This is a genomic window from Halalkalibacter okhensis (assembly GCF_000787375.1).
GTDB classification, from domain to species: Bacteria; Bacillota; Bacilli; order Bacillales; family Bacillaceae_D; genus Halalkalibacter; species Halalkalibacter okhensis.
Genome location: NZ_JRJU01000039.1, coordinates 13,221 through 34,139, shown reverse-complemented (window position 1 = coordinate 34,139; position 20,919 = coordinate 13,221). Strand labels below are relative to the sequence as shown.

13 protein-coding genes are annotated in these 20,919 nt (G+C 40.3%); 9 read left to right on the top strand and 4 right to left on the bottom strand.

All coding sequences use genetic code 11. The annotated features are described in order from the left end of the window. The first annotated feature begins 495 nt into the window (after positions 1-495). From LQ50_RS19940 to LQ50_RS19900, 9 genes are all read left to right on the top strand, one after another. Complete coding sequence (locus LQ50_RS19940) at positions 496-2,475, top strand: transporter substrate-binding domain-containing protein (RefSeq protein ID WP_052144886.1); 1,980 nt, start codon at positions 496-498, stop codon at positions 2,473-2,475. Positions 2,476-2,487: 12 nt separating this feature from the next. Then, complete coding sequence (locus LQ50_RS19935) at positions 2,488-3,840, top strand: sigma-54-dependent transcriptional regulator (protein WP_034632670.1); 1,353 nt, start codon at positions 2,488-2,490, stop codon at positions 3,838-3,840. A 159-nt stretch (positions 3,841-3,999) separates the two neighbouring features. Then, on the top strand, positions 4,000-5,016 hold the full coding sequence (locus LQ50_RS19930; RefSeq protein ID WP_034632668.1) for a TAXI family TRAP transporter solute-binding subunit: 1,017 nt from the start codon (positions 4,000-4,002) through the stop codon (positions 5,014-5,016). A 78-nt stretch (positions 5,017-5,094) separates the two neighbouring features. After that, positions 5,095-5,544 (top strand): DUF1850 domain-containing protein, encoded by a 450-nt coding sequence (locus LQ50_RS24500; protein ID WP_052144885.1) that lies wholly within the window; start codon positions 5,095-5,097, stop codon positions 5,542-5,544. Positions 5,545-5,550: 6 nt separating this feature from the next. Beyond that, a complete protein-coding gene (locus LQ50_RS19920; RefSeq protein WP_052144884.1) occupies positions 5,551-7,548 on the top strand; it encodes a TRAP transporter permease in 1,998 nt (665 codons plus the stop codon). A 191-nt stretch (positions 7,549-7,739) separates the two neighbouring features. Continuing rightward, complete coding sequence (locus LQ50_RS19915; RefSeq protein WP_034632665.1) at positions 7,740-8,120, top strand: hypothetical protein; 381 nt, start codon at positions 7,740-7,742, stop codon at positions 8,118-8,120. 522 nt (positions 8,121-8,642) lie between these two features. Continuing rightward, entirely contained in the window at positions 8,643-11,921 is a 3,279-nt protein-coding gene (locus LQ50_RS19910; RefSeq protein WP_034632663.1) for a trifunctional glycoside hydrolase family 18/polysaccharide deacetylase/glycosyltransferase family 2 protein, read from the top strand. A gap of 114 nt (positions 11,922-12,035) precedes the next feature. Next, positions 12,036-13,160, top strand: coding sequence for a family 8 glycosyl hydrolase (locus tag LQ50_RS19905; protein ID WP_152608265.1), 1,125 nt, complete (start codon positions 12,036-12,038; stop codon positions 13,158-13,160). A gap of 258 nt (positions 13,161-13,418) precedes the next feature. Continuing rightward, positions 13,419-15,038, top strand: coding sequence for a gamma-glutamyltransferase family protein (locus LQ50_RS19900; RefSeq protein ID WP_034632660.1), 1,620 nt, complete (start codon positions 13,419-13,421; stop codon positions 15,036-15,038). A gap of 31 nt (positions 15,039-15,069) precedes the next feature. Here LQ50_RS19900 and LQ50_RS19895 read toward each other — a convergent pair whose 3' ends face one another. The 4 genes from LQ50_RS19895 to LQ50_RS19880 all read right to left on the bottom strand — a co-directional run bounded on the left by LQ50_RS19895 (position 15,070) and on the right by LQ50_RS19880 (position 20,897). Beyond that, on the bottom strand, positions 15,070-16,347 hold the full coding sequence (locus LQ50_RS19895) for a SulP family inorganic anion transporter (RefSeq protein WP_052144882.1): 1,278 nt from the start codon (positions 16,345-16,347) through the stop codon (positions 15,070-15,072). A gap of 323 nt (positions 16,348-16,670) precedes the next feature. Then, entirely contained in the window at positions 16,671-17,165 is a 495-nt protein-coding gene (locus LQ50_RS19890; RefSeq protein WP_034632658.1) for a sigma-70 family RNA polymerase sigma factor, read from the bottom strand. 412 nt (positions 17,166-17,577) lie between these two features. Further along, entirely contained in the window at positions 17,578-19,362 is a 1,785-nt protein-coding gene (locus LQ50_RS19885) for a sulfatase family protein (protein ID WP_052144881.1), read from the bottom strand. A 98-nt stretch (positions 19,363-19,460) separates the two neighbouring features. Then, positions 19,461-20,897 (bottom strand): hypothetical protein, encoded by a 1,437-nt coding sequence (locus LQ50_RS19880; protein ID WP_034632656.1) that lies wholly within the window; start codon positions 20,895-20,897, stop codon positions 19,461-19,463. Between the last annotated feature and the right edge of the window lie 22 nt (positions 20,898-20,919).

Here is a 20,919-nt window from a genome sequence, read left to right as displayed (position 1 = left end):
AAGGGTAATCTGCCTTTTTGTGTTTTACACAACGCTTTGCTGTCCCTTCCGTCCCATATAGTGGGGCGGACAGCAAAAGGCATAGTTTGGATTGAATATGTCCGAGTTTGGACAGCAAAGTGGCAAGTTTGGACAGAATAACATGAATATTGGACAGCAAGCCAATAGGGGAACGTGGATACGGGTCTCTTAATTTCAATTTTTGGTAGATGGCAAAGATTAGCTCTGCTAAACTAGTTATAACAACTTTTGATTAAGGTATATGAGTGTTACATTTTATAGATATATATAAGTAGAAGGAAGTCTAAACAAATAACACGTTCAAACAAAAGGGTGGATAACCTTCTCTTTATACAGAGAGTTATCCACCTTTTATGAGATATACACAGCTGTCCGATGAAATTCTTCGTGTCAAGATGTAGATATCCACATCTAATTCATGCAATAGATGGGACGAGGGACCTGTCCCCCCGTCCCATTGTAAGGGGATACATTATGAAAAGAATTTCTATTATCGCTATAATTCTGTTTTTAATTCTTCCAGCAACCTTTGCCCAAACAGAGGCACAAACCAACCGAACCAACCTTGTCGTTGGTTATGATCCTAATTTTCCTCCTATCCACTTTAGTCAAGATGGAGAGCCTGTTGGGTTTGCGGTCGACATCATGAATGAGGTGGCGTTACGCATAGGTGCTGATCTTACCTATGTTCCTATGCCACAAAAAGAAGCGATTGCTCTGCTGCAAGATCAGCAGATTGATATTCTATTAAGTGCCTACTTTAATGAAAATCATGCTAACATAATGGATTTTTCTGATTCGATTTTAGGGACATCGATTGGATTGCTTGTTCATGAAGATGAGAAAGACATTGAAGGGTTAGCGCAGTTACCGAATGCTGTGATTGCTCTTCAAAGTGACACACTTGAGTATGAGTTTCTACGTAATATTCGTAATGTTCAGTATCATGTTGCGAGCAATCAGGTGACCGCACTCGAATTATTGTTTCATGGTCGGGCTAATGCCTTTGTCGGAAATGTGGTTACAGCTCAATATGTCTTAGAGGAAACAGGAAGAGCGGATGATTATAAAATTGTCGGAAGCTATTTACTTCCGATTGATTATACAATGGCTGTTCAAAAAGAGGATTATCCATTACTCAGTCAGTTAAATCAGTCGATCCGTGAGATGAAAAGCGATGGTACCTACAGTGCCATCTATGAGGAATGGCTTGAAATGGAGGAGGATTTAACGGGCCTTCTCTGGATTGTAATTCAAATTATAGGATCTTTGCTTTTTTTAGCGATTGTTCTTTTCTTTCTTGGGATACGTTGGAACAGACAATTGCAAAGAGAAGTAGCGAAGAAAACCCATGTCTTAAACGAAATGAATAGCAAACTTCAAGAGAAAATTGAACAAACGAAAAATAGCGACGAATTCCAGAAGCAAATATTAAATAGTAGCCCGCGTGGGATTGCGACGGTGAATCAAGATGGGATGATCACGTCCTTTAATACGCAAGCGGTTGAGATATCAGGGGAAGTCGATCCAGTGGTCGGACTTCATTATGAACAAGTACGATTGTTAAAAAAACTGATAGAAGACCGCTTTATTCAAGTGTTTAAAACGAAAAACTCATTTTTGGGGGAAGAAGCGGTCTGGGAGAAAAATGAACAGGTTACATATTATTTACGTTACTATGTGTATCCATTGTATGATTTTGAAAAGCACTTAAATGGACTCATTGTTACATTTGAAGATATTACAGAAGAACGAAAGCTTCGTATGCAAATTTTTGAACAAGAAAAAAACCAAGCTCTAAGCAGAGTGGTCGCTGGAATTGCCCACGAAATCCGCAACCCGCTTACATCGATTAAGACATTTGCGGAGCTAATTCCACGAAAATATAACAATGAACGCTTTCAAAAAGAAATTTCGACGTATGTTCCGCAAGAGATTGAGCGCGTTAATCAATTGATTGAAGGGTTAATCGATTATGCGAAACCTAAACAATTGAATAAAGAATTGCTCGATGTTTCTTCCATTTTGAAAGAGTGCACGATTTTATTTGAGCGAACGGCTTTAAATAAAGGAATCACACTACATTGTGAAACAGAAGAGGAAATCTGGATTGAGGCCGATTCGAATCAATTGAAGCAAGTAATTATTAACCTCATTATTAACAGCTTAGATGCTATGAGTTCTGAAGGTGAAATAAGTGATTTGGTGCTTAACTTAATCGCCTACCAAAAAGGGGAGACGATTGTCATTCAAGTGTCAGATAAAGGGGAAGGCATGACCGAAACCGAGCAAGTACAAGCCTTAGAGCCATTCTACACAACAAAAGAAAAAGGCACTGGTCTAGGCTTAGCGATCGCTAACCAATATGTCCATGAAAATGAAGGGAAATTAGAGATTGATAGCAAGAAAGGGAAAGGGACAACCATTACATTAACATTTTCAAAAAAAGACTAAGAGGGTGAGAGGATGAAACGGATTATCGTAATTGATGATGAGGCTTCCATTTGTTCGTCTTTGGAATTTGCTTTGGAGGACCAATATGATGTAGTGACAACAACCAATCCGCATGAAGGATTAAAGTGGATAGAAGAAGACAAACACGATTTATGTTTGTTAGATTTAAAAATTGGACGGGTAGATGGACTTGAAGTATTGAAGAACATAAAAGAAGTAAGTCCGAAGACCGTCGTTATCATGATTACGGCGTACGGAACGATTGCTACTTCAGTTAGAGCACTTCAGGAAGGAGCGTATTCTTATTTAACAAAACCGATTAATATTGAGGAGCTTTACTCGATCATCGAACAAGCGCTGCATTATCAGCGCTTAAATGATCAAGTTGATTTTCTAAGCCAAGAATTAGAGAAGAAATATAGCTTTGAAGGAATTATTGGTAAAAGTGAATCGATGGCTTCTGTTTTTCATTTGATTAACAAAGTAAAAGAAGTCGACTCTAATGTGTTAATCGTCGGTGAAAGCGGGACGGGGAAAGAACTCGTGGCAAGAGCACTTCATTTTTCAGGGAAACGCAAAAAATCTCATTTTGAAGTCGTTAATTGTGCGGCGATTCCTGATCAGCTCCTTGAAAGTGAATTATTTGGTTATGATAAAGGGGCTTTTACGGGAGCGGTTTCTAGTAAAGAAGGGAAATTCCAACTTGCTAACGGCGGGACGATTTTTTTAGATGAGATTGGAGACATGCCCCTTTCTCTACAAGCAAAGCTGCTGCGAGTCCTACAAGAAAAAGTCGTCACAAAGCTTGGGTCAAATAAAGAAATCAATTTAGATGTGCGTGTGATTGCTGCGACAAACAAAAATCTTGAAGAAGCCGTAAAAAACGGCGAATTTCGTGAGGATTTATATTTTCGCTTAGATGTTATTAAAATACCATTGCCTCCTTTAAGAGATAGAAAGGAAGACATTCCTTTTTTAATTCAGCATTTTATCAAGCAATTTAATGCTGAGATGAACAAAGAGGTACAAGGCTTAACAAAAGAAGCCAATCGGGTTTTACTCAATTATGACTACCCAGGCAACATTCGTGAGCTCTCCAATATTATTGAGTCATCCATGGTGCTTGCAGATGATGAGTTTATAGAGATTTTAGATCTTCCGCAACAAGTTAGATCAAACGATACGTTTGAGAGAAAAGATGGAGTTACACTGATAGATTTTGTTGGTATTCCTTTAAAAGAAATGGAAAAACAATTCATTTTAGCAACGCTTGAGGAAAATAATGGTCATCGCAAAAATACGGCTCGGATGCTGAAGATAAGTGAGCGTGGATTAAGAGATAAGTTAAAGCAATATGAACAATAAAAGCCGGCAAAATTTGCAGGACGGCAATTTCTGCCGGTTTTGAAACGAAATAAATGTATGCGCTTTCTACATAGTGCATGCATTTATGTGTTTTATAAAGTTGGCATGACAATTGCATTTAACAAGATGAAAAACAAAAAGGTTTAGGGGGATGTTAGTATGAAGAAATTATACACATTGTTTTTTGCGTCAGCGCTTCTTTTCTTAACGGCATGTGGAGAAGAGACTACAAGTCAGGACGTTAAGGGAACGGACGGAGCGGAAGCTGAAAGTGAAGCGGGTGATATGGAGTTAGAAGATTTATTCGTAACGGTAGCAACCGGTGGAACGTCTGGAGTCTATTATCCTATCGGTGGAGCCGTTTCAAATATTATTGAAGGAGAACTTGGAATTGATTCGTCCGTTCAAGCAACGGGTGCGTCGGTTGAAAATATTAACCTGATCAATACAGGAAGAGCAGAGCTTGCTATTACGATGGCAGATGCTGTGTTACAAGCTTATGAAGGAAGCGATGCCTTTGAAGGAGAACAGCCTATCGACTCTTTAAGAGGATTAACGAGTTTGTATCCAAATTTTGTTCAAGTGGTTACCACAGAGGAATCAGGAATTGAGAGCATTGCTGATTTAGCTGGAAAAAGCATTGGTGTAGGTGCTGCTAACTCTGGAGTAGAGTTAAACGCACGTATGGTTCTTGAAGCTCATGGGATGACTTATGAAGATATTGATGAAGATTATTTATCTTACAGTGAAGCGATTGATCAAATTAAAAACGGAATGATCGATGCAGCGTTTGTAACAAGTGGTGTTCCCAATGCAACTGTCATTGACCTAGATACAACCCACACAGCTAAGATCCTTCCGATTGAAGGCGAAGCGATGGATTATTTGATTGAAAATTATCCGTTCTTCTCTAGTGAACTGATTCCTGCAGGAGCTTACGGAAATGATGAGGATATTCCAACAGCTGCGATCACCAATTTATTGTTACTCTCCAATGACGTTTCTGAAGATGCTGGTTATGAAATAACGAAGACATTGTTTGAAAATCTTGAGCAAATTCAAGGATCTCATAATGCGGCAAAAGATATTACGTTAGAAACAGTTGATGTAGGGATGCCTGTTCCATTCCATCCAGGAGCAGAGCGTTATTTTAAAGAAGTTGGCGCATTAGACTAGTAAAAACAAGAAACTGACTCATGATCGTTTGGTAACATGAGTCAGTCTCTATTTCATATGAACGGGGGGTTTTGAGAGATGAGAAGCTGGTTCATTTTAATTGTGTTGATGTTATCGGCTTGTGGGGACTCGGATCAACTAACCCTCATTGTTCAAAGCCAAGAAGATGGAACAGTCTATAACACAGTGAATCATTTGAGTGCTCAAGATACATTCACCATCAAATGGATTCATTCCGTAGAAAAAACACCTTGGCGTGAAACCTACCAATTGACCGATGAAGGAGAGCTTTTATTAATAGAAACGGCCTTTCAATCATTTGGTGCAGGTGTTCCTCATCAAAAAGGAACCATGACCGTAGAAGATGGTGAAGTGATCATTCGAGGGATTGATGAGCGATTACCAGTGTTTCGATGGATTCATTCACAAAATGTTGATTTTGAGCTTGAGATGAATAATGAACTCGTCTTTGATGCGGAAGACCTGCCCCACCATGAACGAATGGAAATACTTGTAGAAAAGAGGTGACCTGTCATGGAAAAGCGTTCACCATTGGATGAACCTCAAATGACAAAAGAACAACAAGAAGTGTTAGAGAAATACGATGCAGAATCACGCTTTCGAAATTTTTCTAACAAGACGGTTGCAATCATCGTTTCCATCATTGCGATCTCATTATCGCTTTATCATATGTATACATCTTACTTTGGTACACCAGCAACACTACAGCATCGTTCCTTGCATGTTGCGGCTATCTTAGCATTAATTTTCTTATTATACCCGCCGTTTAAAAAGGCCAGTCGAACGAAACTTCCTTGGTATGACGTCATGTTTACTCTCATGGCGGTGTCAACATCTGTTTATATATTTGTTGATTACTTGGGAATTGTGAATCGTGGCGGCTTGCCGAATAATTTTGATTTATTATTTGGGGCGATGTTGGTTTTGCTTGTCCTCGAGGCGTCTCGACGTGTCACAGGCTGGGGTCTACCAACGATGGCGGTGCTTTTCTTTTTATATGGCTTATATGGTCGTGAGTTTTCGGGAATCTTCCGTCACCGTGGCTACACATGGGATGAGCTTGTCAATTTCATGTATGTGACGACAGAAGGGGTGTATGGAACAGCGATCGGTGTCTCGGCAACCTACATTTTCCTCTTCATTTTATTTGGTGCATTTTTATCCAAGTCAGGAATGGGACAATTTTTTAATGATATGGCCCTTGCCATTGCGGGTCAAACGCGTGGTGGCCCCGCTAAAGTATCGGTTATTGCGAGCGGTTTCTTAGGGAGCATTAACGGTGCAGCGGTTGCCAATGTTGTAACAACGGGGTCTTTTACGATTCCATTAATGAAAAAGATTGGCTACAGCCGGAATTTTGCTGGGGCCGTGGAGGCAGCAGCCTCTGTTGGGGGACAAATCTTGCCACCTATCATGGGGGCTGCAGCGTTCATTATGGCAGAAACACTCGGGATTCCGTACAGTCAAATTGCGCTAGCGGCATTGTTGCCAGCATTGCTTTTCTATTTAGGGATTATTGTTCAGATTCATTTACGTGCGACTAAGGAAGGACTAAAAGGGATTTCTAAAGATAACTTACCAAGAGTGATGGAAGTTTTAAAAGAGCGCGGGCATCTCCTTATCCCGCTTATGTTCCTGATGTATATGCTTTTCTTTAGTGGCCGAACGATTATTTATTCAGCTTTACTGACGATCATTATTACCGTTGTTGTGGCGATGTTAAGAAAAACGACAAGAATGTCACTGAAAGATATTATTGATGCATTAGAACAAGGGGCAAGAACCTCTGTAGGAGTAGCGATTGCGTGTGCGTGTGTTGGAATTGTTGTTGGTGTAGCCACCATGACTGGGTTTGGCTTGAAACTAGCAAATGGGATTGTCACGCTAGGTGGGGAAAGCTTATTCTTAACCCTTGTGTTCACCATGATTGCCTGTATTGTTCTTGGGATGGGCTTACCAAGTATTCCAACCTATATTATTACGGCGACGATGGCTGCACCGGCTCTCATCACACTTGGCATTGAACCACTCGTTGCGCATTTATTTGTTTTCTACTTTGGCTTATTTGCCAACATCACACCACCCGTTGCCTTAGCCGCTTTTGCAGCTGCAGGGATATCAGGTGGAGATCAGATGAAAACCGGTTTCTTATCAATGAAACTAGCCATCGCAGGGTTTATTGTCCCATATATGTTTGTTTACAATAACTCACTACTCTTGATCGATACGACCTTCCTAGAAGGACTATTAGTTGTCATAACAGCAGTCACAGGCGTTATTATGCTAGGAACGGCGGCAGAAGGGTATCTTTTCACGACTATGAATTGGTTCTTACGTCTATTATTATTTGGAGGCTCTTTGTTATTCATGAATCCAAATTGGATACTAGATCTAGCAGGCTTTGCGATCATCGCGATCGTTGTGTTAGTGCAATGGCGAGGATCGGCGAGGAAAGGCGGCATGAGGGACGCGGAGGGACGCGGGGACAGGTCCCTTGTCCCACTAGAATAGGAGAGGGAAGCACGAGATTTTGGATCTCGTGCTTCTTAAATTTGTCATGTCGGTGTTTTATAAAAGGTTATGATGCTGTTTAATAAGCGTTGCGTTAGTTCATTCCAAAATAAGGATATTGTGTGAAATATAACAAATTAAACGGGTTGATTGGAATTTAATTGGTAAAATAGCATAGGAGGTGTAGTTTTATGCAAACTGAGGTTAAGAGAAAATCCAACGTTATAACAGGCACAGGTAATGAAGGAAGTATTGCTAAAGGAATGGTCGGTTTTTTTATCTTTTCGTTATTGTTTTTTGCTGGGATGATTTCAATTGCAAATGCACAGCAAAAAAGTACACTTGAAGCAAATATGGTTGAAGTCCTTAGTCCGAGCAGTGAATTATCTTTTGAATATGTTGGAACAGAAGCTTCTCCACAATTGCGGAAATTCTATTTAGTTAAGGCTGACGGTGAAGAGTATATAGTTAGAGTTTATCAAAATAACATGACAGTATTAGATGCTATTAGTCTTACCGAACACCCTCAATTGGCTGAACAGTTTCAAAGTTCCTATGGAGTTCAATGGTAAATTAGCAGGGATTGGGACGAGGGACCTGTCCCTCTGACCCACTTGACTAGTTCGTTATAAAGAACTACAATGAGCGTATAACTATAGTCGTGGAATACGATTTGTTTGATAAAAGGTGAGTGGAGGTTAGATGATGGAAATAAGTAAATTAAGCCAAGAGCAATTGCAAGAAGTTTAATTAGACATAATTTGTAAAAGGGCAAGAATCAAGGGATATAAACGTTACTGAGATTGTTGATGATATTAACAATTAAATTTTGACTTTATTATTTTAAAGCTCTTTTTTAAGCTTCATATTTGAATTTGTAATCATTCAGTTGAGGACTTTCTACTAATGATCTAGCTAATTGCACACAAATTGTTCTTTAAAAAGAACATAGTGTAGTGATTGGTGACGAGTCTTAAAAAAATAATTATCTTCTATGAACCCTTATTTTCAAAAAATAAGGGATTTAACATGACTTTTATGTTCGTTATAAAGGACGAATGAGTTCTTAATTAAGAGATGGGGTGAATAGTATAATGGAAACAAAGCTTGCACAAAAGCAGAAATTTGTTTTCTTTGAAGGTTCGGGTAAGAGGTGGAGATATTCTAAGTTAACATTCTTATTGTCGTTGATACTAATCATAACCTTAATAGGCTTTATCTTTAGAGGGATTGCCCTAGAGCCTTCATTAACAGAATTGAGTTTGGAAGGAAGTCCTATAGAGCCAATTAGTCTTCCAGTAGCAAGCAGTGAGGATGAGGCTTCGTTAGATAGTATAAAGGAAGGCAATCAGGTTATTAATCAAGAAGTTTATGCTTTCTATGATCATAATCAGTATCAAGTAACCAATAAAATAGCTTTTAAGAATCAGATTGATCAGATCGATGTAGTGATTCCTAATTGGTATTACGTAAATGATCAACTTCAAATAATGGAGGAAAAAGATCGTGAAATCGATGAGATTGCTCAAAAAAACCAGGTGAAGATTTATCCTAGGTTATCCTTTGCAGAAGATGTTAAACAAAAGTCCATCAATAGATTACTTGAAAAACCTGAAATGAGAACCAGCTTGATTAAGAATTTACATCAAAAAGTAAAAGAACAAGGATATGATGGCATTCATATTCAATTAGAAGGGATCGGTCACGAAAATAAAGAGTATTTTTTAGCTTTTATGAGTGAGTTATATCAAGATTTTCATTCCGCTGATCTTATAGTAGCACTACATATTCGTCCGAAAGACTCAACGTATGATTCTAAGTTACTTTCTGAAGTCTCTGATCGAGTTGTAATCAACGTATTTGATCAGCATATTGAGACGGGAGGCCCAGGGCCATTAGCTTCGTTTAATTGGTCGAAAGAGATCATTGAGAGTTATGAGGGACCTCTTGATAAGTTAGTTGTGTGTTTGGCAAGCTATGGCTATGATTGGAATGAAACGAGTGGGGAACGAGCAACACCGCTCTTTTTTCATAACGTTATGGATTTAGTCACGAATCATGGTTTAGAAGTACAATGGGATAAGGCCTCTCTAACCCCATATGTTCGTTATAAAGAATCGGGTGATGACCATATTCTATGGTTCTTGGATGGTGTAACGTTTCACAACCAGGTAGCAATAGCGATGAATCAACGAGTTGGAGGTATAGGCGTTTGGAATATAGGCTCAGAAGATCCAACGATTTGGGCCTCTCTATCGAATGGTGGTTTTAATCCATCTGCCTTACGGAGCATTCCATCTATATTGCCTTTTAGCACAAGTGGAAGCGGAGATATTTTTAGAGTATCCAAAACGGAGGAACAAGGCAAACGTCAAGTTGAGTTTGATCATTCTATTATCGTGGATCAGACTTATAAAAAATACCCAACCCCTTATCACATCGAACGATATGGAAACAAAGAAAAGAAAATAGCGATCTCATTCGATGATGGTCCTGACCCACGTTATACAAAAGCAATTCTTGATATTCTTAAGGAATATGATGTGAAGGCAGCATTTTTTATAATTGGAAGTAATGCTGCCTTGTACCCTCAAATTCTGAAACAGATTAATGAGGAGGGGCATGAAATTGGAAACCATACCTTTACTCATAGCAACATCTTGGATTTGTCAGCTACCCAAATGGATTTTGAGTTAAATGCAACACAGCGGGTTATTCAGAGTGCGACGGGGCAATCGTCGTTATTATTCCGTCCACCATTTCTTTCAACGAACAATGAAGGAGAAGATAGACCTTCCCTTGAAACCCTTAAGACGTTATTGAGTATTCAAGAAAAGGGGTATACCATTGTTGGCTCAGATATTGACCTAAGAGATTGGGACGGGAAAACTGCTGATGAAATTTTCGAAGAAACAAAAAGGCGAGTTGAAAGCGAAGCAGGTAATATTATTTTGCTTCATGATGCTGGTGGAGATCGACGTCCAACGATTGAAGCTTTGCCACATATTATTGAGTATTTACAAGCTGAAGGCTACTCTATTGTACCAGTAAGTGAACTGATTGATAAAACAAGATCGGAAGTCATGCCGTCTTTTACTTCGAACGAAGGGGGTTATAAGCCTTTTTATCAAATAGGCTCAGCTCTTTACTATTTTATCGTAAAGATTCCAACGATCTTTTTATATACGATTATCATGATTGGTGTCATACGCTTACTGATTCTGGGTTATTACAGTATGAAGCACAAGCGCAATAGTCAGAAGATTACGTTTAATAGAGGTTACAACCCTTTTGTAAGCATACTGATTGCTGCCTATAATGAGGAAAAAGTAATCCGTCAGACGATACAAACAATATTGAAAAGCAATTACCCACATTTTGAAGTCATTATAGTAGATGATGGCTCAAAGGATCAAACTTCTGAGGTGATTGGAACCCATTTCGGTTCGAACAGTAAAGTCCGTTTGATTAATAAAATCAATGGAGGGAAATCTTCTGCATTAAATGTAGGACTTTTAGAAGCGAAGGGTGAGATTATTGTTACCTTGGATGCGGATACGATTATTACTGAGGATGCGGTTTCATTATTTGTTCGCCACTTTTCTAATCCTAAGGTAGGAGCAGTTTCAGGTAATGTCAAAATTGGGAATATCAAAAATCTAATCACATTATGGCAGCATGTAGAGTATGTAACAGGGTTTAATTTAGAAAAGAGAGCCTTTGATCAATTAAATTGTATCCCGGTTGTTCCCGGTGCCATAGGTGCTTGGCGAAAAACAGCGATTGAAGAAGTCAACAACTTTGAAGAGGACACATTAGCTGAAGATACGGATGTCACTATGAAGTTATTACGTGAGGGATATTATGTACGTTGTGAAGAAGGGGCCATTGCATATACAGAAGCACCTGAAACGGTGAGAAGTTTCATTAAACAACGTTATCGTTGGATTTACGGGATCCTTCAATGTGTGTGGAAACATAGAAAAGCTACGTTTAGTATGAAGCAAAAAGGATTAGGATTTATTGCCATGCCAAATATGATCTATCAATATGTTCTACAAGCGGCTTCCCCGTTAATAGATATCCTATTAATCATTGGATTGCTAACACAAAATCCTACTTTGCTCTATTTTTATTTAGGTTTCTTCCTAGTGGATTTTCTCGTCACGATGTATAGTTTCAGGCTAGAAAAAGAGAGTCAAAAGCCGCTTTTTTTCTTAATCATCCAACGTTTTGTTTATCGTCAGTTTTTTACTTATGTAGTATGGAAGTCATTAGTTTTTGCACTAAAAGGTGGACTGATGGGTTGGAATAAGTTAAACAGAACAGGAAATGTGCAACAACCTATTCAAAAAGCGAAGGTTGGTGCTTAATAGGTTTACCATGCTGGAGGGAGTGCGGATGTGAGGAAAAAATTAAAGATTCTAGTTACTTTACTCACACTATTGATCTTCATAACATTCTATCAATTATATTCGGAGCCTAGTATGACTAGAAATATATCACAAGAAGAGGTAAGTGAAGATGTAAGAGATACTTATGGTCAATGGAAAAACGATTATGTTCGAGAGGTCGAGAACAGGCCAGGACACTATTATGTGGAGTACAACGACCACGGCAGCACGGTTTCTGAAGCACATGGCTTTGGTATGTTAATCATGGTTTCAATGGCGCAATTTGACCTAGATACGAGGGAATATTTTGACGGGATGGTGCGTTACTTTAAGCATCATCCATCATCAGGGAATTCCTCACTCATGGCATGGAAGCAAATACGTCAAGTGGATGGAAACATGGTTGATGAGAATGCCTATGAAACATGGTCTGCTACAGACGGGGACATGGATATAGCCTATGCTTTGCTCTTGGCCGATCAATATTGGGGTAGCGATGGCGAATTTGATTATAGGGCAGAGGCGCTTCAAATCATTGAAGCCTTAATGGAATCGGTGGTTAACCCGGAGTTGTGGACATTACAACTTGGGGATTGGGTCAACAATGATGATCCGTTATTTGGCACAGCTTCTCGGACTTCAGATTGGATGCTTGGACACTTGTATGTGTTTTATGAGGAAACAAAAGATGCTAGGTGGAAGAAAGTCATAGAGTCGACCTTAGACGTCCTGACCGATTTACAAAACCAAAGCGTTGCAGGATTGGTTCCTGATTTTGTTTGGAAGAAAGACGGTATATGGGGACCTGTAGATCCAGGATTTTTAGAATCAATTCATGATAGCAGCTATTTTTATAATGCATGCAGAGTACCTTGGCGTTTAACCGAAGCCTATTACATGACGAAAGATAAGAGAATCAAAGAGTATTTAACATTACTGAACAACTCGATGATAGATAGAACAAATATGGACCCAAACAACATTATGGCAGGTTATAACCTAGATGGAACCCCTCTTTCTTCTTTTTCCGACATGGCTTTTATTGCTCCACTAGCCGTCAGTGCAACGATTGATCAGACAAATCAAGAATGGTTTAATCGGTTATGGAATCGAATAACAAGGGAATATGATCGCGATAAGGAAAGTAACTATTATAATGATAGCCTTCGTTTGCTATCGATGATTTCGATAAGTGGGACGAGGGGACAGGTTCATTGACCCACTAGTAGATAAGGATTGAGGGAGCAGGTCCCTTGATCCTTTTTTACTGCTGTCTATTGAGGGCGGACACGGGACGAGGGACCTGTCCCTCCGCCCCGCAAACAAATTATTCCGAAATATCAATATTTTCTAGACTATCAAAAGATAATAAATTATAATTAAAATTATACAAATTGTATATAAAATTTTTAATTTTACTTATTAAAAGAAAGTTTTTGAGCTTTTTTTAATACTAAAATAAAGGGAGAGGCGAAAATGGAACATACATATGATTCACAGTTTTATCCGTACGCATCAAAACGGAATGTTGTATATGGAAATAGAGGGATGGTAGCTACGTCACAGCCACTAGCGGCTCAAGCAGGATTGCAAATTTTAAAAGAAGGTGGAAATGCGATTGATGCAGCCATTGCAACGGCTGCTTGTTTAACCGTCGTAGAACCGACTTCAAACGGTATTGGTTCTGACGCGTTTGCATTAGTATGGGTGAAAGGGGAACTTCACGGTTTAAATGCTAGTGGACAAGCACCACAAGAGCTCACGCCTGAAGCGATGAAGGCAGCGGGACACGAAAAGGAACTTCCAAAGTTCGGGTTAACACCTGTGACGGTACCGGGTGCTCCAGGGGCATGGGCGGAGTTATCGGAAAAGTTCGGTAAGTTGCCACTTACACAAGTGTTAGCTCCAGCCATTGATTATGCGGAAAATGGCTATCCTGTGTCTCCAACATTATCTAAGTACTGGAAGAAAGGATTTGAAAACTTCCAGAAAGTTGGGGAAGGAGAGGCGTTTTCTCCTTGGTTTGATACGTTTGCTCCGAATGGACAAGCTCCAAAGGCAGGAGAGGTTTGGTCATCACAAGGACATGCCGACACTCTTCGCAAGATTGCTGAAACCAATGCGGAGGCTTTTTATAAAGGAGAACTAGCTGATCAAATTGATGCATTTTCTAGAAAGCATGGTGGATACATTCGCAAAAGTGATCTGGAAGCTTATACACCAGAGTGGGTGGACCCGATTAGCGTGAACTATCGCGGCTATGATGTATGGGAGATTCCTCCGAATGGACAAGGGCTTATCGCCTTGCATGCTCTAAATATCGCAAAAGGGTATGAGTTCCAGGCGAAAGAAGATGTCGACACGTATCACAAACAAATTGAAGCGATGAAGCTTGCGTTCATAGACGGAATGAAATACATTACCGATCCAAAATCGATGTCTGTATCTGTGGAAGACATTTTGTCCGAACAATATGCAGCTACACGCCGTGAGCTAATTGGTGAAGAAGCGATTACACCTGAACCGGGGCAACCACCAAAAGGCGGTACCGTGTATCTTGCCACAGCAGATGGAGAAGGGAATATGGTTTCCTTTATTCAAAGTAACTACATGGGATTTGGATCTGGAATGGTTGTTCCAGGGACGGGAATTTCCTTGCAAAACCGTGGACATAATTTTTCGCTTGATCCAAATCATGATAATTATCTTGTTCCAGGTAAGAAGACGTATCATACCATTATTCCTGGTTTCCTAACAAAAGACGGCCAAGCAGTCGGTCCATTTGGCGTTATGGGTGGATTCATGCAGCCGCAAGGACATATGCAAGTGGTTATGAGTACGATTGATTTCCACTTAAATCCACAAGCTGCCCTAGATTCTCCGAGATGGCTTTGGACAGAAGGAAAAACGGTTGTCGTAGAGCCGAACTTCCCTGACCATATCGCGCAAGCATTGGTTAGAAAAGGACATGATATTAAGAAGGGCGTCGATGAAGCGAACTTCGGGCGTGGTCAAATTATTTGGAGAAACAACGAAACAGGTGTCCTTACAGGAGCAACCGAACCACGTACCGATGGAGAAGTAGCTGCTTGGTAGACATCATGCAATGGTAGAAGAACACACTTGGTCATCCAAGTGTGTTCTTCTCTATACCGACTATCTTTTTCATAACAAAACAAACAACCGACATCCCCATTCCTATGACTAACCCTAAAAATATATCAATCATCAACGTAGCGAAAAAAGTAGTAAGCAAAATGACGGCGTCAAGTGGAGCTGTACGCAACAATTTAGGAAGATGATGTAAATGAATCAGCTTTGCAACCGCTAGGATAATGATGGCGGCTAAAGTGGCTTTTGGTAAATGGTAAAAATAAGGTGTGAAAAACAATAACGTTAACAAAATAAACCCAGCTGTAACGAGTAACGATAGGTTTGTTTTTGCCTGTGATTGGTAATTCACAGCTGTTCTGGATAGGGCTCCTGCTACGGGAATGGAGCCGACGAGTGAGCTTGATATATTAGCTAGTCCTAAGCCCATAAGTTCTTGATTGGTATTGATGTCATCTTTATCTTTTTTTGCGACCGTTTTAGCCACGGCATACGATTCAAGAAATGAAACAAAAGCAATTGTTAATGCAATAGGTAGTAGCAATTGGATCATTTCAAAGCTAGGAACTTGAAGGTGGAAACTCGGTAGTCCACTTGGAATCACACCAACCAAATCGACCCTTTTTGTTTCCAAATTAGCCGTTTGAACAAGAAAAATAGAAGCAATAATGACAAACAACGGGCTAAGAGAGGAGGTAACTTTTTTAAGAAGTAACAAAAAGAACAAACTACTAACTCCGATGATGACCGTATCTAGATGGGCCTGTGGGAGGATATGTACAATAGCAAGCAAATAAGTGATGAAGTCATGATAAGGAGGGAGTGAGACTCCTAGTAGCGTCTTCACCTGGTTTAAAGCAATAATAATCGCCGCTGCGGAGGTGAATCCAGAAATAACAGCAGGAGAAATATAATCAAAAAGAAAGCCTGTCTTGAACAAGCTTAATAGCACATGAATGGCACCGACTAGTAATCCTAGAAACAAAATGAGCTCTAAGAAGTGCGAAGATTGCGGCTCTGCTAAACTAGCGACTCCCGAAAAAGCTAAAAGAGAGACAATCGAAACAGGCCCAACAGATAAATGCTTCGAACTACCAAATAATGCATAAATGATTAACGGCAAGGTAGCCGCATATAAACCAAGAACGAGTGGGACTCCTGCAATCGTAGCATAGGCCATACTTTGTGGAATGAAGAGAACAGCAACAACGATTCCGGCAGTAAGGTCCTTTCTTAAGTGAGAGGGCTGATAATGGACTAAGCGCTTCAAGCCTGGCATGAGTTTAAAAAGCATAGTGTGAGTACCTCCTAGTAGATAAGGCAATAAGATGCCGTGCTTGTCTAAAAATATATGTTCAGCAAGGAGGATTATGACTTGTCATACAAAAGGGACATGGGGACAGGTCCCTTGTCCCTCTATTATAGAAAAGGAAAGGGAAGCACGAGATTTGGATCTTGTTCTTCTTAAGGTGATGATCTCTGCACGTTTACTGTTTTAGAGCTTTATAGCATGAGTTTAGTAGAGAAAAGGAACCATTCAGAAACTCCACTATATAGGACTGTTCATCTGAATTCTAAAGTGTCATCATGATACTGAGGTGGGAAATGGGTTCAGTGTCATAGACTTGCTTGGTTTCGTAATTTGGTTAATGCTGTTTTTTTCCATGAGCGTACGGTTGGAGTGGAAACGTTAAATTGACTGGCGATCTCGGCGGTTTTCTTTTGCTTAATGATCGATTCTTTGACCCATAGTCTCTCTCTTTCGCTTAGGTTGGTTAAATAAGGCTCGAGTAATTCGATTTCAAGAGGAGTCGTCTCGTGTTGGCTCACAACAGCTTCTAGCTGTTCATCGCCAGCATAGGAATGGTGATCGCTATATTTTCTTTCTTTTCGTAAGCTGACCAGCATTCTACCGCGAATGTAGGAAATGGCGTATGTAGAGAAGGTCCCTTTTTCTGGATTGAACTTTCGATAGGCATCCCAGAGGGCGAGGCGGCCGATTTGATAGAATTCATCATGGTCTTTGTATATACGTAACGAGATTAGTTGTTTTTTTATCGCAGGTTCATAGTTTTTGAGCACTTCCTCAAATGATGGTTGATTATGATTCACTTTTCTATCCTTTTAGAAAACGCGTTTTCTCGATTATTCCGGCGGTATGTTTACCATATATGGTTGTTGACAGAACGTCATATCGTGAGTAATGCATTTTCTGGGGTGAGGGAGTGGTGATTTTTCATTTATCTTTTAGGTTATTTGGTAGGAACCTAGCGGAGGGAGGGGGAATTTTGGGGGGAATGAGTGTTTTTGGGGGACGGGGGGACAGGTCCCTCGTCCCGTGTGATGTCACTAAAAAGGTGGATAACCTCCTATTTATACAGAGGGTTATCCACCTTTTATAAGATATACACAAGGAACGACAGAGATTATTGTAAGAATGTGTAGATATCCACAGCTTATCTATTTACCAAACTGGGACGATGAACCTGTCCCTGTGTACCACCCTGTCCCTGTGTACCACCCTCTACGTACCACTTGAAGGAGTGAGTCTCTTTTGTCTTCGTTGTTCTTGAAGAATTAAGGTTAAAAGGTGTTGAATCATATTAGTTTCAGGTGTTTCATGTGTAGGATGTGCAAGGTTTATTTCTTCTAATGGGTCTTTTGTTAGATTGTATAATTCAAATTGATCTGGTATTGGCTGCGTTTTGGTGGTTGTGATACAAAGAGCAGCTTGGTGGTCTTTTGTAACATCTGTGGCTTTTTTCTGGATGGTTTCTACATCTTCAACGCCTGGATCACTCCAAAATTGGGGGTTATCGAAATATCGAGTATACTTCCAAATCTCCTCTGAGTTCGCCTCGCCTGTTGGTAGTTTGACGATGACCGTTTCCAAATGATTAGGCTGGATAACCGCTTCATATGGTTGGCCAGATAGAGTGGTTTGATTTAAGCCTTTTGAAAATTCATCATCTGTCATAAAATATAGAGGCTCATCACTTCGAGTGAATGTTGGACTTTCTTTTAGTAATGACGTTAGGTCTCGACCAACTAGGGGATGGACTTCTGTATGATCCTTTTTCAGTTTCTCTTGGGCCTTTTCTGCATCAATGGCTGCAAGACCTAATAAAGTGGGCACAATGTCGACATGACTTGTTAGCATATCTGTTTCTTTACAGTCTGAAAAGCATTTAGGACTGTGTATAATGAGTGGAACATGAATCGCTTCCTCATAGGCATTATGCCATTTTTGAAACAACCCTCCATGGGCCCCAACGAGACTACCATGGTCTGCCGTAAATACCACAATGGTATCTTCATAGAAAATAGACTGCTTTAGAGCGGTAAAGACTTTATACATTTCATCATCCACCTGCTTATGAAGTGAATAGTATAGTTGCCTGTAAAAAGGCGTATCCAATGTTGGTTGTAAGGCCTGTTGATACACGTCTTTGTAACTGTTTTGGGCTTGTGGCTTCGTCAGATGGTTTTCATGTGCTGTCGGGGCTTGTGGGATAAAAGGAACAGAAGGATCTACAGAAAAATTAAATGTTGGTAGTAATTGTGTGAACAGCCCAAATAGGGTGATGTCGTGCGGATTGACAAAGGATGAAACAATGAGCCAGGGCTCGTGATTTTTTTTATGAGCTTCGTCTTCTAGGGAGTGAATTAATCGAACAACCTCTTCAGAATAAACGATATCACGGCCACTTAACCCAATTGCTGCCGATGAAGCTGAATTTCGTGGGTTTGATCCATGTGGCTCAGGACCGATCCACCCATCGAAGCCATAGGAATCGAGCCGATTTGCCTTTAAATATTGCTGTTGTTTCTCAGGATCGGGGACTCCGGTTGTAGGGTTAAAGCTTAGCATAGCATTGTGACTTGCTGGAACGATCAGGTCCTCATCAGACGCATGCCATTTCCCTTTCCAAAATGTTCGATACCCTGCAGAACGAAAATAATCTCCTAAAGTAGGGACAGTATTAGGATCAAGCCAGTATACATCTGGATCAAAAGCTCCCTTCGCTGCACCTGTCGTTTGAGTGACCCCGTGGAGGGAAGGATACTGGCCTGTGTAAAGTGTCGTTCTACTAGGTGAACAAGCAGTACTTCCAATATAATGATTTAAAAAAGTCATCCCGTTTTCTCGTAGAAGCTCCTGTGTCTTCAAGTGTTTTTTACGCCATTCTTTTAGCTCTTCGTTTTCATAAACGGTTGGAAATCGTTGTTCATCCACAAGGATAACAAGGAAATTCGGTCGTTTATTTTTTTTCGTTGAATGACCTGGTGAGCATTTATGTTTGGTCAATGTGTTGCCCTCCTATAGTACTAAATTGTGCTTCTGTATAGTATGTAGAAAAGTTGTGGTGTGATTGGGTGGGACGGGGGGACAGGTCCCTTGTCCCACTAACAAATGTTTAAGTCGGAAGGGGACGAGGATGAACTGAACCCCTGTGCCTGTTCCCGTTGGATTTGCTTCAATAGGTGCTGATACATTTTTACTTCCTCTTGTCTGCCTAGCTTTTTATAAGTTTTCATGAGTTGTTGGACAGGCTCTAGCTTTCTGGGATGTAGCTCCGATTCCCATTGGAAACACTCGATGGCTTGTTCGTATTGAAGTAAGTCGTAGTAGTGATACCCGAGCTCTAATTGGCGATCAGGATCATTGATCAGGTTGACCATTTCCGAGAGCTTCTTTGCAATGGGCAGCTTCATTGTAAGGGCATTCTTTTGCAGCCATGAGTGCAGCTCTAGCAAGCGATGATGTTGTAACAGTTGTGGCAGTTTGAGCTGAAGAATCTCTTCTAATTGCTGCGGTTGTTTGGTGAATAAAGGAAATACATGGCTAGAGATCGTAGGTAATGAATGGATAGAGCGAAAGTTCGCTGAGCGTTCAAGGAAAGCAGGAAGATGCTTCATCTCGTCATTAGAGAGTGGAATGGAATAAGACAAAAGCAAGTGGATCGCAGTTTCATGCTCTTGTTTTTCCATTAAACGTCCATAGACATCTTTATGAAGACTGGAGGTTGGAGAGACGACTGGCAATAAAGAGTAAAGAAATAGAAAGATGTCTTCCTCATTTAGATGGGCAGAAAGTTTATTTATAAAGGTTGGATACGTTCTGGCACTTGGGTGTTTGAGCCATTTTGCTGTCTCAAGAATGACCAAGTCAATCGTTCGGTCTTGTTGTTTATAGAGCGTGAGGAGCAGCTCATAAGTAGAGTCTATGTTTAAGAAATAGTGTTGTTCGACATAAATGGGATTGGTTGTAAGAAGCTCAGCAAATGGGGGCTGGTAACGTTTTGCAGCATTCGTGTAGTCGGGATGATTAACGGAAGAAAGAAGCCATTCTTGTTGATACCCTCTTGAGAGTAGGATCTTTGCTAAATGATAAGCAGTCAACAATTTGCCATCACGGCGATACGTGAAATAGAAGTCTTTTAAAAGGGTTTCAAGCTGGTCAGCAGCGATGTAGGAATCAAAGTAAGAGGATATTAACGCTGTTTCGGAAACGGAATACTTTTGCTTTATCTGGTGCAGTAATTGGGGGATAGGTGTTTTTTTTACAGTTGAGAGCGAAGGCAATAGCTTTGAAAACAGAGGGTTGGGTGCATAGATGTCAAACCCCTTTGATTTGACCTGGCCTAGAAAAGACGCACGAGTAAAGTCCACTGCAGGCTGTACCGTGATAAAGTGATCTTTATAAAAGAAAAGCAAGTAACGCTGGTCTTGTGAGTCAGCAGCTTCAATGATTTTACATTGTTGAAAAAGGGTTAGTTTCTGCGCTTGGATAGTGATTGACTTTTTGTGATCAAGTAACGTCCACGAAGTTTGTTGCTGCATACGGAAAAACCTCCTTTTTTCT